The sequence below is a fragment of the Aeromonas sp. 1HA1 genome, assembly GCF_029237385.1.
Lineage (GTDB): Bacteria > Pseudomonadota > Gammaproteobacteria > Enterobacterales > Aeromonadaceae > Aeromonas > Aeromonas popoffii.
The window spans coordinates 93,797-107,933 of record NZ_JAACGC010000006.1 but is presented as its reverse complement, the minus strand read 5'-3'; the positions used below and the strand labels follow the sequence as shown (position 1 = coordinate 107,933).

The 14,137-nt window shown below is 60.4% G+C and carries 12 protein-coding genes, 1 other RNA gene and 1 pseudogene; 11 read left to right on the top strand and 3 right to left on the bottom strand.

Features of this window, described 5'->3' with window-relative positions; all coding sequences use genetic code 11:
• Both GWQ22_RS03740 and GWQ22_RS03735 read left to right on the top strand, forming a co-directional pair.
• A partial coding sequence (locus GWQ22_RS03740) for a transposase domain-containing protein (RefSeq protein WP_275929495.1) occupies nt 1-134 on the top strand: 134 nt, incomplete at its 5' end.
• 20 nt (nt 135-154) lie between these two features.
• Nucleotides 155-553 (top strand): annotated as a pseudogene (locus GWQ22_RS03735) (methyl-accepting chemotaxis protein); the annotation flags it as partial.
• 355 nt (nt 554-908) lie between these two features.
• On the opposite strand, the gene suhB reads toward GWQ22_RS03735, so the two are convergent.
• Entirely contained in the window at nt 909-1,712 is an 804-nt protein-coding gene (gene suhB / locus GWQ22_RS03730) for an inositol-1-monophosphatase (protein WP_005310327.1), read from the bottom strand.
• A gap of 200 nt (nt 1,713-1,912) precedes the next feature.
• Between suhB and GWQ22_RS03725 the strand changes: the two genes are divergently transcribed.
• The 3 genes from GWQ22_RS03725 (at nt 1,913) to emrD (ending at nt 4,668) form a co-directional block, all read left to right on the top strand.
• The gene (locus GWQ22_RS03725; RefSeq protein WP_108537705.1) at nt 1,913-2,368 is read left to right on the top strand and encodes a hypothetical protein; all 456 of its coding nucleotides are present in this window, start codon (nt 1,913-1,915) and stop codon (nt 2,366-2,368) included.
• Between the two features lie 189 nt (nt 2,369-2,557).
• Nucleotides 2,558-3,220, top strand: a complete 663-nt coding sequence (locus tag GWQ22_RS03720) for a glutathione S-transferase N-terminal domain-containing protein (RefSeq protein ID WP_275929494.1) — start codon at nt 2,558-2,560, stop codon at nt 3,218-3,220.
• A 248-nt stretch (nt 3,221-3,468) separates the two neighbouring features.
• Nucleotides 3,469-4,668 carry a multidrug efflux MFS transporter EmrD gene (gene emrD, locus GWQ22_RS03715; protein WP_275929489.1) on the top strand — a complete coding sequence of 400 codons (1,200 nt, stop codon included), beginning with the start codon at nt 3,469-3,471 and terminating at the stop codon, nt 4,666-4,668.
• A gap of 175 nt (nt 4,669-4,843) precedes the next feature.
• On the opposite strand, the gene ssrS is transcribed toward emrD, so the two are convergent.
• Both ssrS and zapA read right to left on the bottom strand, forming a co-directional pair.
• Nucleotides 4,844-5,026: non-coding RNA, 6S RNA (gene ssrS / locus GWQ22_RS03710), on the bottom strand.
• Between the two features lie 16 nt (nt 5,027-5,042).
• Nucleotides 5,043-5,375 carry a cell division protein ZapA gene (gene zapA, locus GWQ22_RS03705; protein ID WP_042034444.1) on the bottom strand — a complete coding sequence of 111 codons (333 nt, stop codon included), beginning with the start codon at nt 5,373-5,375 and terminating at the stop codon, nt 5,043-5,045.
• Nucleotides 5,376-5,548: 173 nt separating this feature from the next.
• On the opposite strand from zapA, the gene GWQ22_RS03700 reads away from it, so the two are divergent.
• The 6 genes from GWQ22_RS03700 to gcvP all read left to right on the top strand — a co-directional run bounded on the left by GWQ22_RS03700 (nt 5,549) and on the right by gcvP (nt 14,026).
• Nucleotides 5,549-6,118 (top strand): UPF0149 family protein, encoded by a 570-nt coding sequence (locus GWQ22_RS03700; protein ID WP_042034443.1) that lies wholly within the window; start codon nt 5,549-5,551, stop codon nt 6,116-6,118.
• A 201-nt stretch (nt 6,119-6,319) separates the two neighbouring features.
• Nucleotides 6,320-7,546 (top strand): 2-octaprenyl-6-methoxyphenyl hydroxylase, encoded by a 1,227-nt coding sequence (ubiH, locus tag GWQ22_RS03695; protein WP_275929488.1) that lies wholly within the window; start codon nt 6,320-6,322, stop codon nt 7,544-7,546.
• Between the two features lie 97 nt (nt 7,547-7,643).
• On the top strand, nt 7,644-8,879 hold the full coding sequence (locus GWQ22_RS03690; protein WP_275929493.1) for an FAD-dependent 2-octaprenylphenol hydroxylase: 1,236 nt from the start codon (nt 7,644-7,646) through the stop codon (nt 8,877-8,879).
• 417 nt (nt 8,880-9,296) lie between these two features.
• Nucleotides 9,297-10,394, top strand: coding sequence for a glycine cleavage system aminomethyltransferase GcvT (gcvT, locus tag GWQ22_RS03685; protein WP_275929487.1), 1,098 nt, complete (start codon nt 9,297-9,299; stop codon nt 10,392-10,394).
• A gap of 93 nt (nt 10,395-10,487) precedes the next feature.
• Nucleotides 10,488-10,877: a glycine cleavage system protein GcvH gene (gene gcvH, locus GWQ22_RS03680; protein WP_042034436.1), complete on the top strand. Its 390-nt coding sequence runs from the start codon at nt 10,488-10,490 to the stop codon at nt 10,875-10,877.
• 272 nt (nt 10,878-11,149) lie between these two features.
• Nucleotides 11,150-14,026: an aminomethyl-transferring glycine dehydrogenase gene (gene gcvP, locus GWQ22_RS03675; protein WP_275929486.1), complete on the top strand. Its 2,877-nt coding sequence runs from the start codon at nt 11,150-11,152 to the stop codon at nt 14,024-14,026.
• Nucleotides 14,027-14,137: the final 111 nt, after the last annotated feature.

The following is a 14,137-nucleotide window of genomic DNA, read 5'->3' as shown; positions in this document are numbered from 1 at the left end:
CAGCCTATATCAACTATGTGCTGGAGCGGATTGGCGAGGCCGATACCCTGGAAAAGCTCGAAGCCCTGCTGCCATGGAACGTCCCGCTGGAGCCGATTGCAAAAAAAGTGGCGCAATACGGTAAAGGCAAGTAGGTCGATTTAACGGCGCTTACGATGAGGTGCGTACCCTGGCGGGTCGCACCCAGGCATCCACCGGCGAGATAGTGGCCATCATAGAAACCCTGCAGGCGCGCGCCAACCAGGCGAAAGAGGTGACAGGTCAAAGTTGTGACATGATCCGTCAGTGCGTGGTGCAGAGCGAGCAGACCAGCGATGGCATCCAGCAGATCGAAGAGGCGGTCGCCCAGATTGCCGACATGGCCATTCAGATTGCCAGTGCCTGTGGTGAGCAGGATGCGGTCTCCGATGAGCTGGGTCGCAACGTGGAGCGGATCAATGAATCTTCCAATGAAGTTGCCATCGGGGCCGATCACACCGCCCGCGCTTGTCTGGAGCTGAGCCAGCTGGCCGCCGGCCTGAAGCAGACCATAGGTCGCTTCCGTCTGGCTTGATGATATAAGGGCAGTGCCGGGTCGGCTCACGCTGAGCAGGCACTGTCCCCGTTGGATTGATAACAAAACCCGGCTCAGGCCGGGTTTTGTTATTTGGCAAAGACAGTACTGAAAAGGCCGGCGCCCAGTGTATAAACCCCTTTTTGTGGTTGATTGAGTCGTTGCAAAGGGGAGGGACTTGATATCGGTGGCAAGACACTTGCTGAGTGCATGTGTACATCAAGCTCCCGGCTGAGGGTATGGTTGGTGCCGGGCAGGATTGTTTTGCGGCTTTGCAGATAGATGGCTTTGCAATAGACATAAAAAAACCCGGCCTGGACCGGGTTCACTGTGCGTGCCTCTGCGAGGCGCTGGCTTATTTGGCCAGGGACTCAGGCAGGTTTTCACGGATCTTGCCGAGCATCTCTTTCAGGACGCGCGGGTTGGCAACCACTATGTTGCCGGAATTTTCGTAGTTGTGACCACCCACGAAGTCGGTGACGATGGCGCCGGACTCTTTGGCCAGCAGCTCACCGGCAGCGGTATCCCAGGGCTTGAGGCCGATTTCCCAGAAACCGTCGACGCGACCTGCAGCCACATAGGCCAGATCCAGCGCGGCAGAGCCGGAGCGACGGATGTCAGCACATTCGATGAACATGCTCTGGAACATCTTCAGGTACGGTTCTATGTGGTGCTTCTGTTTGAATGGGAAACCGGTGGCCAATACGGTGCCAGCCAGCTCTTTGGCCTTGCCGACACGGATGCGGTAGCCGTTCAGCTGGGCGCCGTTACCACGGGTCGCGGTAAACAGCTCGTCACGGATGGGATCGTAAACGACGGCCTGCTCGGTCTTGCCCTTGACGCGCAGGGCGATGGAGACAGCAAAGTGCGGAATGCCCTTGACGAGGTTGGTCGTGCCATCCAGTGGGTCAATGATCCATTGGTAGTCCGGATTGGTACCGGCAATCTCACCAGACTCTTCAGCTATGATGCTGTGTTCCGGGTAAGATTTTTTGATGGTGTGAATGATGGCCGCTTCGGCGTCACGGTCAACGTTGGTCACGAAGTCATTGCTGCCTTTCTGAATGGCCTCGATGTTTTCGGGCTGGGAGAAGGCTTTTACTACTACTTGACCGGCGTTGCGCGCAGCGCGCACGGCGATATTCAGCATCGGATGCATAGGTTCACCACTGGATGTTAAAGAACGGGGGATAAAAGGACGCGGTATAATAGCAGTCTTTTCGATAATGGCAACCGTTATACGCCTTCTCCCTGACCTTGGCGACTGCCAGATCTGACGGCTCCAATACAGACTCTTTTTGGTCTAATCTTATGGCGGTAGCCGAATAACAGGCTGCATTGAGCATAGGGACGTGGATCATGAATCTGTCATTAGTCAGTCAAAAACCGTCGGCAGCGACCACTCAAGGTCTGCTGGCTGCCTTGAGAGCATCAACCGGATATGGCGACTACTTCAACGAGGTGAGCATTGCCCAGCCATCACTGTGGCAGCCGGGTAAAGAAGAGGCGGCCATATTGCTGTTAGATGGCGATACACCCTGGCCCGAGTTTGCCTGGCAGCGCAGCGGCGAGACGTTCGGTTTGCCGGTATTACCGCTGTTGATGCGCGGCGGGGACGAGACCCTTACTATTCAGGGGCCGGATGTGCGGGATCCGCGTTTCTATTTTGTCTCCAATGGCATAGTGCTGGACGAATCCGAGCTGGCCGATCCCGCCTGTAGCAGAGTGCTATTGAGCAAGCTTGAGTCCTATTTTCCGCTGTTGTCCCGTCTCATCTTGTTGCGTCAGCGCCAACCCATGGGGCTGTATAGCTAGCGTTTCCTTTCCTGCTTTCGGCCTGTTAAAGCGGTGCAATATTTGTCATAACTGACCGTATTGTGCCGCTTTGCCATGCCGGAGCACGGGAAGATGTCCGCATGGGTCTACCCCGTAGTCTTTCACGATCTGGCATAAGCGCAGCAGTGGCCATCTCTGTGCCAATGTGTGGATCACAAGGAGTTCATGATGATTGATTTTTATACCGCAGCTACCCCCAATGGTTTCAAGGTGGCGATTGCCCTCGAAGAGCTGGGGCTGCCTTATCGGGTGATCTCGCTGGATTTGTCGGCGCTGGATCAGAAAAAGCCCGAGTTTTTGGCCATCAACCCCAACGGACGCATCCCGGCCATCGTCGATCGGGATAACGGTGACTTCGCCGTGTTCGAGTCCGGCGCCATCCTGCTCTATCTGGCTGAGAAGGCGGGCAAGTTGCTGCCGCAGGATCCCAAGCGTCGTTCCCTGGCCATCCAGTGGCTGATGTTCCAGATGGGCGGGGTGGGCCCCATGATGGGGCAGGCCAATGTCTTCTATCGCTACTTCCCGGAGAAGATCCCTGCCGCCATCGAGCGCTACCAGAAGGAGGGACGCCGCCTGTTCGAGGTGCTCGACAGTCACCTGGCGCAGCATGAATACCTGGCCGATGAGTACAGCATCGCCGACATCGCCACCTGGCCCTGGGTGCGCATTCATGACTGGAGTGGTATCTCCATCGAGGGTCTGCCGCATCTGCAAGCCTGGATGGTGCGCATGGCAGAGAAACCCGCCTGCCAGAAAGGGATTACTATACCGCCGCGCAACGAGACACCGGAGGATCTGATCAAGCAGGCACAGCGGATGGTAACGCGTTGATTTTTATTGCTGACGGGGCAATTTGCCCCGTTACATTAGAAAAACTTGGGAAAGCTGATTACAAAGATTCGTTCGTTTTTCGTGATCTGAATCACTAAGATCACGCCAAGCCAAGGGAGTGCCCTGCTCCCGGCCGGTGCGGGTTCTCCGCCTTGTATTTTCACCTTTGATTGACTCTTTTTTTGGATCCCCTCTGCAGGTTTCTGTCAGGGATGCGGCAGCTTTTTGATGATTTTCGGGACTGAGATATGTATCGGCACAGTTTTTACCCTCTGTTTTTTCTGACCATCCTGATGGTTGCGGTGGGCCAGATGACCCAGACCCTGTATGTGCCCTCCATTCCTATGATGGCGGGGGACTTCAACGTGGCCTCCGGCCAGTTGCAGGCGGTGATGGCCTGTTACCTCATTCCGTACGGGCTCTCCCAGTTTGTCTATGGTCCGCTGTCAGATCGCATCGGCCGTCGTCCGGTGTTGCTTATCGGCATGATGGTGTTTCTGGTGGGGACTCTGACCATTCAGCTGATCCCGAGCTTCAGCGCGCTGCTGGTGGGCAGCCTGATCCAGGGGATGGGGACGGGTGCCGGTGGTGCCATGAGCCGTACCGTGATGCGCGATCGCTACAGCGGCGCCGAATTGAACCGGGCCAACAGCCTGGTGAGCATGGGGGTGATCTTCTCCCCGTTGCTGGCGCCCGTACTGGGCGGCTGGTTGACCGAGCTGTTCAACTGGCGCGCCGGTTACTGGTTCCTGTTCGGCTTTGGTGCCGTGACCACCCTGGCACTGCTGGCCTGGTTTGGTGAAACCCTGCCGCAGGCTGCCCGGCAACAGCCGCTGCGAGTCGGCGCCGCCTACCGCCACGTACTGGGCAATCCGCGCTTTCAGGGTAACCTGCTCTGCCTGATGGCGACCTTTGCCGGTCTGGCAGTGTTTGAAGCGGCGGCCGGCGTGCTGCTCGGCGATGTGCTCAAGCTGAGTGCCCGCACCGTGAGCGTTCTGTTCGTGTTGCCGCTGCCCGGCTACCTGTTCGGCGCCTGGCTCTCCGCCAAGCTGAGCTTTCGCCTGAGTCAGGGCAAGCTGATGCGTCTGGGCATCGTCTTCCTGGCGCTGGGGTCGCTGATCATTCTGCTGCCTGGCTTGTTTGGCGTGGTAAGTGCGGCTTCTTTGGTAGGCGGCGCGGCCGTCTACTTCATCGGTAGCGGCATCCTCTATCCGACCGCCACCTCCTGCGCCATCGAGCCCTTCCCGGGACAGGCAGGAACAGCCGGCGCGATCCTGGGTGGCATGCAGAACCTGGGGGCGGGGATAGTCACCCTGCTGGCAGCCGGCTTCCCGATGGAAGGGCAGGTGACCCTGGGGGTTATCATGACGCTCATGGTCCTGCTGGTGGCCCTGAGCTTTGCCTGGCTACGCCACCACGGCTCGCCTCACGAGCAGATGGCCGTCTGATCGTCTTCTGTCACAATGACAAGCCTGCCCTCGTCGGCGGGCTTTTTATTGGCTCGATAGCCGGTGCCGCGTGGGCATCGACCGGGGGGAATCTGAGCAGACAAGAATGCGCTGCGCCTTGGTAAACGGCAGGCAAAGAAAAAGCCCGTCATCTGGATGACGGGCTTTTTGCTGTTGGTACCCCGGAGATGCCGTTGCCGGTTTGGGCCCTTGAACCGTAGGTTCAAGGCGGGAATCGAATCTGACCGCAGGCTTCTCGGTCGTGCCGAGCATGCGCAATAGCCAGAAGGCCGATCCCCTGGTGGGTATGATTATCGGCTCGGGGACTTGAACCGGCTGACAAACATCCCAGGGAATTTTAAAACGGTACGCGATTAGGGCTGCAGGCCCTCGCCGCTGGATTCGCCATACTGTCCGTGCTCGATCAAGGCCGCTTCTATGGTGCGTTGCAGCATCTTGATCCGCTTGTCCATGGTCTCAGAGTATTGGTGATTCTTCTCTTTTTCAAGGCAGAGCTCATGGCAAAAATTGAGCGCGGCCATCACCGCCAGCTGTTCATTGCTGGAGACCTTTGAGCGTTGACGCAGCTCGATGAGTTTGTCAGTCAGCTGGTCGGCGGCCTGGCGCAGGGCATCCTGCTGTCCCAAGGGACAGGATACCTTGTAGGGACGTCCCAAAATGACGATTTCTACGGCCTCTGTGCTCATGCCTTCCTCAATACGGCGGTGCTGATTTCCGCCTTTATCCACGTGGACAACTGGGCGGGACTATATAGCGCAGATGCAGAAGTTTCAAGGCCTTGCTGGCTCTGGAAGGGGGAGAATGCTAGGATCCTGACCATTAATTTTGCATATTTGCCTGAACTTTGAGCGGATCTTCGATGAGCAAAACGAACCCCCTGAAATACACGGCCGTGGCCGACCTGATGGAACAGCATGAGCTGATGGCAACGGCGGTGGAGGCCCATGGCGTGATCTGTGGTCTCGTCTGCGGTGGCGTGGCACTGGATGACAAGAGCTGGCTGCCGCCCTTCAACGATCTGGTCAACGACGGTTTCGGCTTGCCGGCCCCGGTGCGCCAGGTGATGACAGATCTCTATCACGAGATAGTCGAGAGCCTGATGGCCCAGAAGGGCGTCGAGCTGCTGCTGCCAAGCGATGAGGCGCCGCTCGATGAGCGCATCGACTCGCTGGTGGACTGGTCACAGGCATTTCTGGCCGGGTTTGGCGTGGTGCAGCAGGAGCTTTCCAGGGCGTCCGAAGAGTTGCAGGAGATGATCCAGGACATCGCCAGCATCACCCAGGTCTCTGCCGAGTTCGATCAGGAGGATGACGAAAACGAAGCCTCCTTCCTGGTGCTCTACGAGCATGTACGGCTGGGGGTGATGATGACCTTCGAGGAGTTTGGCAAGCGTCCCGATACCCCGATCGCGCCGCCGACCTTGCACTGATGGCCCTTGCGACAGAAACAGCATAATACAACGCAGAGCGCCCTGGTGGCGCTCTGCTTTTATCCGGCCTGATGGAGATAAGCCGGGCATTTTTTCAACCAGATCATGGTCGTGACGCCGTTTTTTGCCCGTGGCTTCGCATCCCGGCCCCCCGCTTTGTGATAGCATGGGGCCACGTTTCCAGCTTCTTCCTCTCATCTCATGTCTCAATCTGATCTGGTTCATGTCGACGTGGCTATCGTCGGCGGTGGAATGAGTGGCGCCGTGCTGGCGCTCTCTCTTGCCGCGTTGCGAGGTGCCGACGGCGAGCCCCTGCAGATCCTGCTGCTGGAGGCGAGCGCCCCCGAGCTCAATGCCCATCCCGGCTTCGATGCCCGCGCCATCGCGCTCTCTGCGGGCACCTGTGATGCGCTGGCCCGTCACGGCCTCTGGCCTCGCTTCGCCCCCCACTGCACCCCCATCACCCAGATCCATGTCTCGGATCGGGGCCATTGTGGCCAGGCCAGGTTGTCGGCGGCGGAATATGGACTGCCTGCGCTCGGCCAGGTGATCGAGCTGTCGGCGGCCGGCATCACACTGCAACAGGGAATGGCGACCTGTCCTCACATCCATATGCGGTGCCCGGCCCAACTCTCGACCATTGAGCCGCTTGAGGAGGGCGTGACCCTGGTGCTGGCCAGTGGCGAGCGTTACCAGACCCGGCTGCTGGTGGCGGCGGATGGCGGTCACTCCTTCGTGCGTCAGCACTTCAAGCTGCCGGTCACTCGTCACGACTTTGAGCAAAGTGCCATCATCGCCACGGTCAAGACTGCCGAGGATCCTGCCGGGCGGGCGTTCGAACGTTTCACCCAAGGGGGGCCGCTGGCTTTGCTACCGATGCAGGATGGGCTCTCTTCCCTGGTGTGGAGCGTCGGGCGGGATCAGACGGATGACCTGATGGAACTGGATGACACCGCCTTTCTCGCCCGGTTGCAGCAGGCGTTTGGCTGGCGGCTCGGCCGTTTCGAGCGATGCGGCCAGCGTCACGTCTATCCGCTGGTGCAGACGGCCACCGACTATCCGTTGGCTCAGCGCACCGTGCTGGTGGGCAATGCCGCTCACCTGCTGCACCCCATCGCAGGGCAAGGCTTCAACCTCGGCATGCGCGATCTTGACCTGCTTGCTCAGGCGGTTGCTGGCGCGCTCGCGGTGGGGGAGGACATCGGCAGCTTTGCTGTGCTCAACGGTTACTGGCAGCAGCGTAAGGAGGATCAGGCCCGCACCATCTGGCTCACCTCCTCGCTGGCCCAGCTCTTCTCCAATGGCCACGATCCGTTGGTGGTGGGCCGCAACCTGGCGCTCTCCCTGATGGGGCGGCTGGCTTGCCTCAAGGCGCCGCTGGCCTCCCGTACCCTGGGGTTTGTGGCTGACGTGTGCCGTAGTAAATGAGGTGCGTTGCCCAGCAGCGGTCAAACGCGAATTGAAAGGGCTGATGCCAACGGGCGTCCCCTGCTGACCCGACGGTCAGCCACGAAAGGAACAGATGATGCAGATGCAAAACGTGGATGTGGTGATTGTGGGGGGCGGCATGGTGGGCCTGGGGCTCGCCGCCGCACTCAAGCAGAGTGGTCTCAAGATCGCCATCGTGGAGGGGCAGTTGCCCGATCCTGCGCTTGGTGACGCGCCGGACAACCGCGTCAGTGCCCTGAGTCTGGCCAGTCAGCGCATCTTGCAGCAGGTTGGCGCCTGGGCCGGGATCGAGTCGCGCCGCCTGCAGCTCTACGAGAAGATGCAGGTGTGGGAGCAAGACAGCTTCGGCCAGATTGGCTTTGATGCCGCCGGTCTGCGCCAGGCGGCGCTCGGTCACATCGTCGAGAATCGGGTCATTCAGCTGGCGTTGCTGGAGGCGATTCTCGATGACAGGAACGGGGGGGCGAGCAACATCAGTCTGCTGAGCCCAGCCCGAGCCGCCAGCCTGCAAAGTGGTGAGGCGGGTTCGCTCCTGCTGCTGGACGATGGCCGCGCCCTGTCGGCCAAGTTGGTGGTGGCCGCCGATGGCGCCCACTCCTGGGTGCGCCGGCAGGCGGATATTCCGCTCACCAGCTGGGATTACGGTCATCACGCCCTGGTGGCGACGGTGCGCTGTGCCGAGCCCCACGAGGCGGTGGCCCGCCAGATCTTCACCCCCGATGGTCCACTCGCCTTCCTGCCCCTGTGGCAACCCGATCTCTGCTCCATCGTCTGGTCTGTGCCCGCCACGCGGGCCGAGGCGCTGTGTGCCTGCGATGACGAACAGTTCAACCGCCAGCTCACCACCGCCTTCGATGGCCGGCTGGGGTTGTGCAAGGTGGAAGGGGCGCGCAGTGCCATCCCGCTCACCGCCCGCTATGCCCGTGATTTCGCTCGCGAGCGGTTGGTGCTGGTGGGGGATGCGGCTCACACCATACATCCGCTGGCGGGGCAGGGGGTCAACCTGGGCCTGCTGGATGCGGCAGCGCTGGCGGAGCAGATTGTGCACACTCATCGTGTCGGTGGGGATATAGGCCTGCTGGCCAACCTGCGCAGCTACGAGCGCTGGCGCAAGAGCGAGGCGGCCCGCATGCTGGCGGCGATGGAAGGGCTCAAGCGGCTGTTCAGCGGGGCCAACCCCCTCAAGAAGCTGGTGCGCGGGGTGGGATTGTGTGCTTTCGACGCACTGGCGCCACTCAAACAAGGGGTGATCCGGGCTGCCATGGGGCTCGATGGCGAACTGCCCATCCTGGCCAAGGGTGAAAAAATCTAATACTACTCAGGTTTTTTTACAACAAAACTAATCTGACGAGGCTGATGACCCATTTTGGGCATCAGCCTTTAATCTGGGTGGCGGGCGAAACGTTTTTCTGTAAATTGTGACGAAACGGTAAAAATCAAAATTTAATCTCGTGTGAGTCGCTTTTTTACTGTTTTTATCACTGTTTTTACCTTAGTGTCTGGGGTCTGTTTACTGGCAGTGGATTAGTTTTTTTTGAGCGGCCAGCTCGCCCGCTTGTCATATAATCCGCTGCGTTCAAGGAATCACTCTTGCCCTGCGGGGCTGGAACGAGCACAGACTCCGACCGTCTCTTCTCTTTTTCTGTTGCACAGACGATGGCATGTTCTGTTGGCTGTCAGGGGAGGGCGGATTGCGAGTGTTGTCGCGAACGCTTAAGGAAACACAGCGATGATCCAGACTACAGTATTGCATCCCAAGCACCTGGAAGCCGGCGCCAAAATGGTGGACTTCCACGGTTGGGAAATGCCCATCAACTACGGCTCCCAGCTGGAAGAGCACCACGCGGTGCGCACCGATGCCGGCATGTTCGACGTCTCCCACATGACCATAGTCGACTTGACTGGCGAGCGGGTCAAAGCCTTCCTGCAACACCTGCTGGCCAATGACGTGGCCAAACTCACAGTCTCCGGCAAGGCCCTCTACAGCGGCATGCTCAACCCCGATGGCGGCGTCATCGATGACCTCATTACCTACTATCTGACCGATACCTTCTATCGCCTGGTGGTGAACTCGGCTACCCGCGAGAAGGATCTGGCCTGGATCCGTCACCACGCCATCGATTTTGCCGTGAGCGTGACCGAACGTCCCGAACTCGCCATGATCGCGGTGCAGGGCCCCAACGCCAAGGCCAAGGCGGCCAAGGTGTTTACCCATGAGCAGAACGCGGCAGTGGAAGGGATGAAACCCTTCTTCGGCGTGCAGGCAGGGGATCTCTTCATCGCCACCACGGGTTACACAGGTGAAGACGGTTACGAAATCGTGGTGCCGGGATCCCGAGCATGCGAGCTGTGGCAGGCGCTGCTGGACAACGGCGTGGCCCCTTGCGGGCTGGGCGCGCGGGATACCCTGCGCCTCGAAGCCGGCATGAACCTCTACAGCCAGGACATGGACGAGAGTATCAGCCCACTCGCCGCCAACATGGCCTGGACGCTGGCCTTCGAGCCAGCCTCCCGCCAGTTTATTGGTCGCGCCGTGCTGGAAGCACAGAAGGCGGCGGGCACCCAGCCCAAGCAGGTTGGTCTGGTGATGGAAGAGAAGGGGGTGCTGCGTGCCGGCATGCCGGTCACCTTCACCACCGCCAGCGGTGAGAAGCGGGAAGGTGTGATCACCTCAGGCTCGTTCTCGCCGACCCTGGGCTACAGCATCGCCCTGGCTCGGGTGCCCCGGGATATCGGTGAAGAGGCCCAGGTAGAGATCCGCAAGAAACTGGTCACTGTGAAGGTCACCAAGCCCGCTTTCGTGCGCAACGGCCAGAAGCTGGTGTAACAACCCCATTGCGGCGAAGGGGCAGCCCTTCGCCAGTACCCCTTGTACGCGGTCCAGGTACAAGTGATCCAAGTGAATAAGAAGGAAGCACAAATGAGCCATATCCCGAGCGAACTGAAATATGCCACCTCCCACGAGTGGATCCGTGTTGAAGCCAACGGCGAGGCCGTGGTCGGTATCACCGAGCACGCCCAGGATCTGCTGGGAGACATGGTGTTTATCGACCTGCCGGAAGTGGGCAAGCAAATTGGCGCCGGTGATGACTGCGCCGTGGCCGAGTCGGTCAAGGCCGCCTCTGACATCTACAGCCCGGTGAGCGGTGAGATAGTTGCCATCAACGAAGAGCTGGAAGGCAGCCCGGAGCTGGTCAACTCAGACCCCTACGGCGCTGGCTGGCTGTTCCGCATCAAGCTGGACGATGCGGGCGAGCTCGCCAACCTGCTGGATGCGGAAGGCTACCAGAACGTGGTGGACGAAGAGTAATGCCCCCGGGCCCTGCCACACAGCAGGGCCCGTTTGTATGACCGCCAGCCGGGCACGCGCCCTCTGGTAGAAGGGTGACGTCGCCTGCGCCTGCCGTTTGCCAACCTGGCCTTGCCACGGGGCAAGCAGGCCGGTACGCAACAAGGCGATCCCCTGTCGATGCTGGTGCCGCACTCTGCCTGCGGGACCCAGAACATGAGTGGAGCTGGTATCTGCCGGCTATCAGGAACATCAGGTCTTGGTTATCAGGACTTAAAACCAGGAATAGGGAAATGACCCAGTCACTGTTTGAACTCGAGCAAAAAACCAATTTCATCCGTCGCCACATAGGCTCGGGTGAGGAAGAAGTGCGCGCCCTGTTGGCCATCGTTGGCGCAGAGAGCCTGGACGATCTGATTGAACAGACGGTCCCCGCCGCCATTCGCCGGCCGGGCCCGCTCGGTATCGGCGCCTCCATGACGGAAGTGGAGGCGCTGGCCAAGCTCAAGGGCTACGCCGCTCAGAACAAGATCGCCAAGAGCTACATCGGCATGGGCTATCACGACACCCATGTGCCCCACGTCATCCTGCGCAACGTGCTGGAGAACCCGGGCTGGTATACCGCCTACACCCCGTACCAGCCCGAGCTGGCCCAGGGGCGTCTCGAAGCCCTGCTCAACTTCCAGCAGCTGACGCTGGATCTCACCGGCATGGATCTCGCCAGCGCTTCCCTGCTGGATGAAGCCACCGCTGCCGCCGAAGCCATGGCGCTGGCCAAGCGCATGGCCAAGTCCAAATCCAACCTCTTCTTCGTGGCTGACGATGTGCACCCGCAGGTGATCGACGTGGTCAAGGAGCGCGCGGTTCACTTCGGTTTTGACGTGGCGGTCGGCGCCGCGAGCGATGCGGTGAGCGAAGAGGTGTTTGGTGCCCTGTTCCAGTACCCCACCACTACCGGTGAGGTGAAAGATCTGCGGGCCCTGATTGCTGCGGTACAGGCCCAGAAAGGGCTGGCCTGCGTCAGCGCCGATCTGCTCTCCCTGCTGCTGCTCAAATCCCCGGGCGAGCTGGGTGCCGACGTGGTGTTGGGCACCGCCCAGCGTTTCGGCGTGCCCATGGGTTACGGTGGCCCCCACGCCGCCTTCTTCGCCACCCGCGATGCCTACAAGCGCTCCATGCCGGGCCGCATCATCGGTGTCTCCAGGGACGCCCGTGGCAAGAGTGCCCTGCGCATGGCGATGCAGACCCGCGAGCAACATATCCGCCGTGAGAAGGCCAACTCCAACATTTGTACCGCACAGGTGCTGTTGGCCAACATGGCGAGTTTCTACGCCGTCTACCACGGCCCGGTGGGGCTGAAAACCATCGCCTCCCGCGTTCACCGTCTCACCACCATTCTGGCGCTGGGTCTCAAAGCCAAGGGCGTGGCCCTCAGGCACGCCAGCTGGTTCGATACCCTCACAGTGCTGACAGCAGATAAAGCCGCGCTCATTGCCAAAGCCGAAGGGCTGGGCATCAACCTGCGTGCCGATCTCGATGGCGCCGTGGGGGTGTCGCTCTCTGAAACCACCACCCGCGCCGATGTGGCCGAGCTGTTTGATCTCTTCCTCGGTCAAGGCCACGGCCTGGACGTGGAGGTGCTCGACAAGGCGGCCCAGACCCATCACGGCATCCCGCAGGATCTGCTGCGCACCGATGCCGTGTTGACCCACGAGGTGTTCAACAAGTACCACTCCGAGACCGAGATGCTGCGCTACATCCACCGTCTCGAAGCCAAAGATCTGGCCCTCAACTACGCCATGATTTCGCTGGGTTCCTGCACCATGAAGCTCAACGCCACCGCCGAGATGATCCCGGTGACCTGGCCCGAGTTTGGCAAGTTGCACCCGTTTGCGCCGCTGGCCCAGGCCAAGGGCTACCAGCTGCTGCTGGCCGACCTCGAAGACTGGCTGGTGAAGGTGACCGGTTACGATGCGGTCTGCATGCAGCCGAACTCAGGTGCTCAGGGTGAGTACGCGGGCTTGCTCGCCATCAAGAAGTACCACGAGTCCCGTGGCGATGGTCATCGCGACATCTGCCTCATTCCGGCCTCTGCCCACGGCACCAACCCGGCCTCCGCCCAGATGGCGGGGCTGCGGGTCATCGTCACGGCCTGCGACAAGTTCGGCAACGTGGATCTCGACGACCTGCGCGCCAAGGCCGCTGAGGCGGGGGATCAGCTCTCCTGCCTGATGGTGACCTATCCCTCCACCCACGGGGTGTATGAGGAGACCATCAAGGAGGTGTGCGACATCGTTCACCAGCACGGTGGTCAGGTCTATCTCGACGGCGCCAACATGAATGCCCAGGTGGGCCTCACTGCCCCGGGCTTTATCGGGGCGGACGTCTCTCACCTCAACCTGCACAAGACCTTCGCCATTCCCCATGGCGGCGGTGGCCCGGGCATGGGCCCCATCGGCGTGAAGAAACACTTGGCACCGTTTGTGGCCGGTCACGCCGTGGTCAAGACCAACAAGGAGAGCCGTAACAACGGCGCCGTGTCGGCGGCGCCGTTCGGCTCGGCCAGCATATTGCCCATCAGCTGGATGTATATCGCCATGCTGGGGGATGCAGGGCTCAAAAAATCCACTCAGGTGGCCATCCTCAACGCCAACTACCTGGCCAAGAAGCTGGGTGAATCCTTCCCCGTGCTCTACTCCGGGCGCAACAACCGCGTGGCCCATGAGTGCATCCTGGATATCCGCCCGCTCAAAGAGGCCTGTGGCATCAGCGAGATGGACGTGGCCAAGCGGCTGATGGACTATGGCTTCCATGCGCCGACCATGAGCTTCCCGGTGGCGGGCACCCTGATGGTCGAGCCGACGGAATCCGAATCCAAGCGCGAGCTGGATCGCTTCATCGAGGCGATGACTGCCATCCGTGCCGAGATTGCCAAGGTGCAGGATGGTCACTGGAGCTTGGCCGACAACCCGCTGGTCAACGCGCCCCATACCCAGGATGACGTGATGGACAGCGAGTGGAACCGGGGTTACAGCCGCGCCGAGGCGGTCTTCCCGACCGACGCCGTGCGGGCCAGCAAGCTGTGGCCGTCGGTGAACCGTATTGACGACGTCTACGGCGATCGCAACCTGTTCTGCGCCTGTATCCCGACTGAGGATTACGCCAAGTAAGGGCGCGTGATCACGACCATTTAAGTTAGAAATGAAAGAGGCCCTGCAATCGCAGGGCCTCTTTCATTTCTACTGTAGTGCTATTGAATGCTCATCTTGGTTAACGGCGTC

Bases quoted from the DNA above. Each gene is read 5' to 3' on its own strand.
- suhB (WP_005310327.1), bottom strand. From the start codon at position 1,712: ATGCATCCGATGCTGAATATCGCCGTGCGCGCTGCGCGCAACGCCGGT.
- GWQ22_RS03720 (WP_275929494.1), top strand. From the start codon at position 2,558: ATGATTGATTTTTATACCGCAGCTACCCCCAATGGTTTCAAGGTGGCG.
- ubiH (WP_275929488.1), top strand. From the start codon at position 6,320: ATGTCTCAATCTGATCTGGTTCATGTCGACGTGGCTATCGTCGGCGGT.
- zapA (WP_042034444.1), bottom strand. From the start codon at position 5,375: ATGAGCACAGAGGCCGTAGAAATCGTCATTTTGGGACGTCCCTACAAG.
- GWQ22_RS03725 (WP_108537705.1), top strand. From the start codon at position 1,913: ATGAATCTGTCATTAGTCAGTCAAAAACCGTCGGCAGCGACCACTCAA.
- GWQ22_RS03690 (WP_275929493.1), top strand. From the start codon at position 7,644: ATGCAGATGCAAAACGTGGATGTGGTGATTGTGGGGGGCGGCATGGTG.
- GWQ22_RS03700 (WP_042034443.1), top strand. From the start codon at position 5,549: ATGAGCAAAACGAACCCCCTGAAATACACGGCCGTGGCCGACCTGATG.
- gcvT (WP_275929487.1), top strand. From the start codon at position 9,297: ATGATCCAGACTACAGTATTGCATCCCAAGCACCTGGAAGCCGGCGCC.
- gcvP (WP_275929486.1), top strand. From the start codon at position 11,150: ATGACCCAGTCACTGTTTGAACTCGAGCAAAAAACCAATTTCATCCGT.
- emrD (WP_275929489.1), top strand. From the start codon at position 3,469: ATGTATCGGCACAGTTTTTACCCTCTGTTTTTTCTGACCATCCTGATG.
- gcvH (WP_042034436.1), top strand. From the start codon at position 10,488: ATGAGCCATATCCCGAGCGAACTGAAATATGCCACCTCCCACGAGTGG.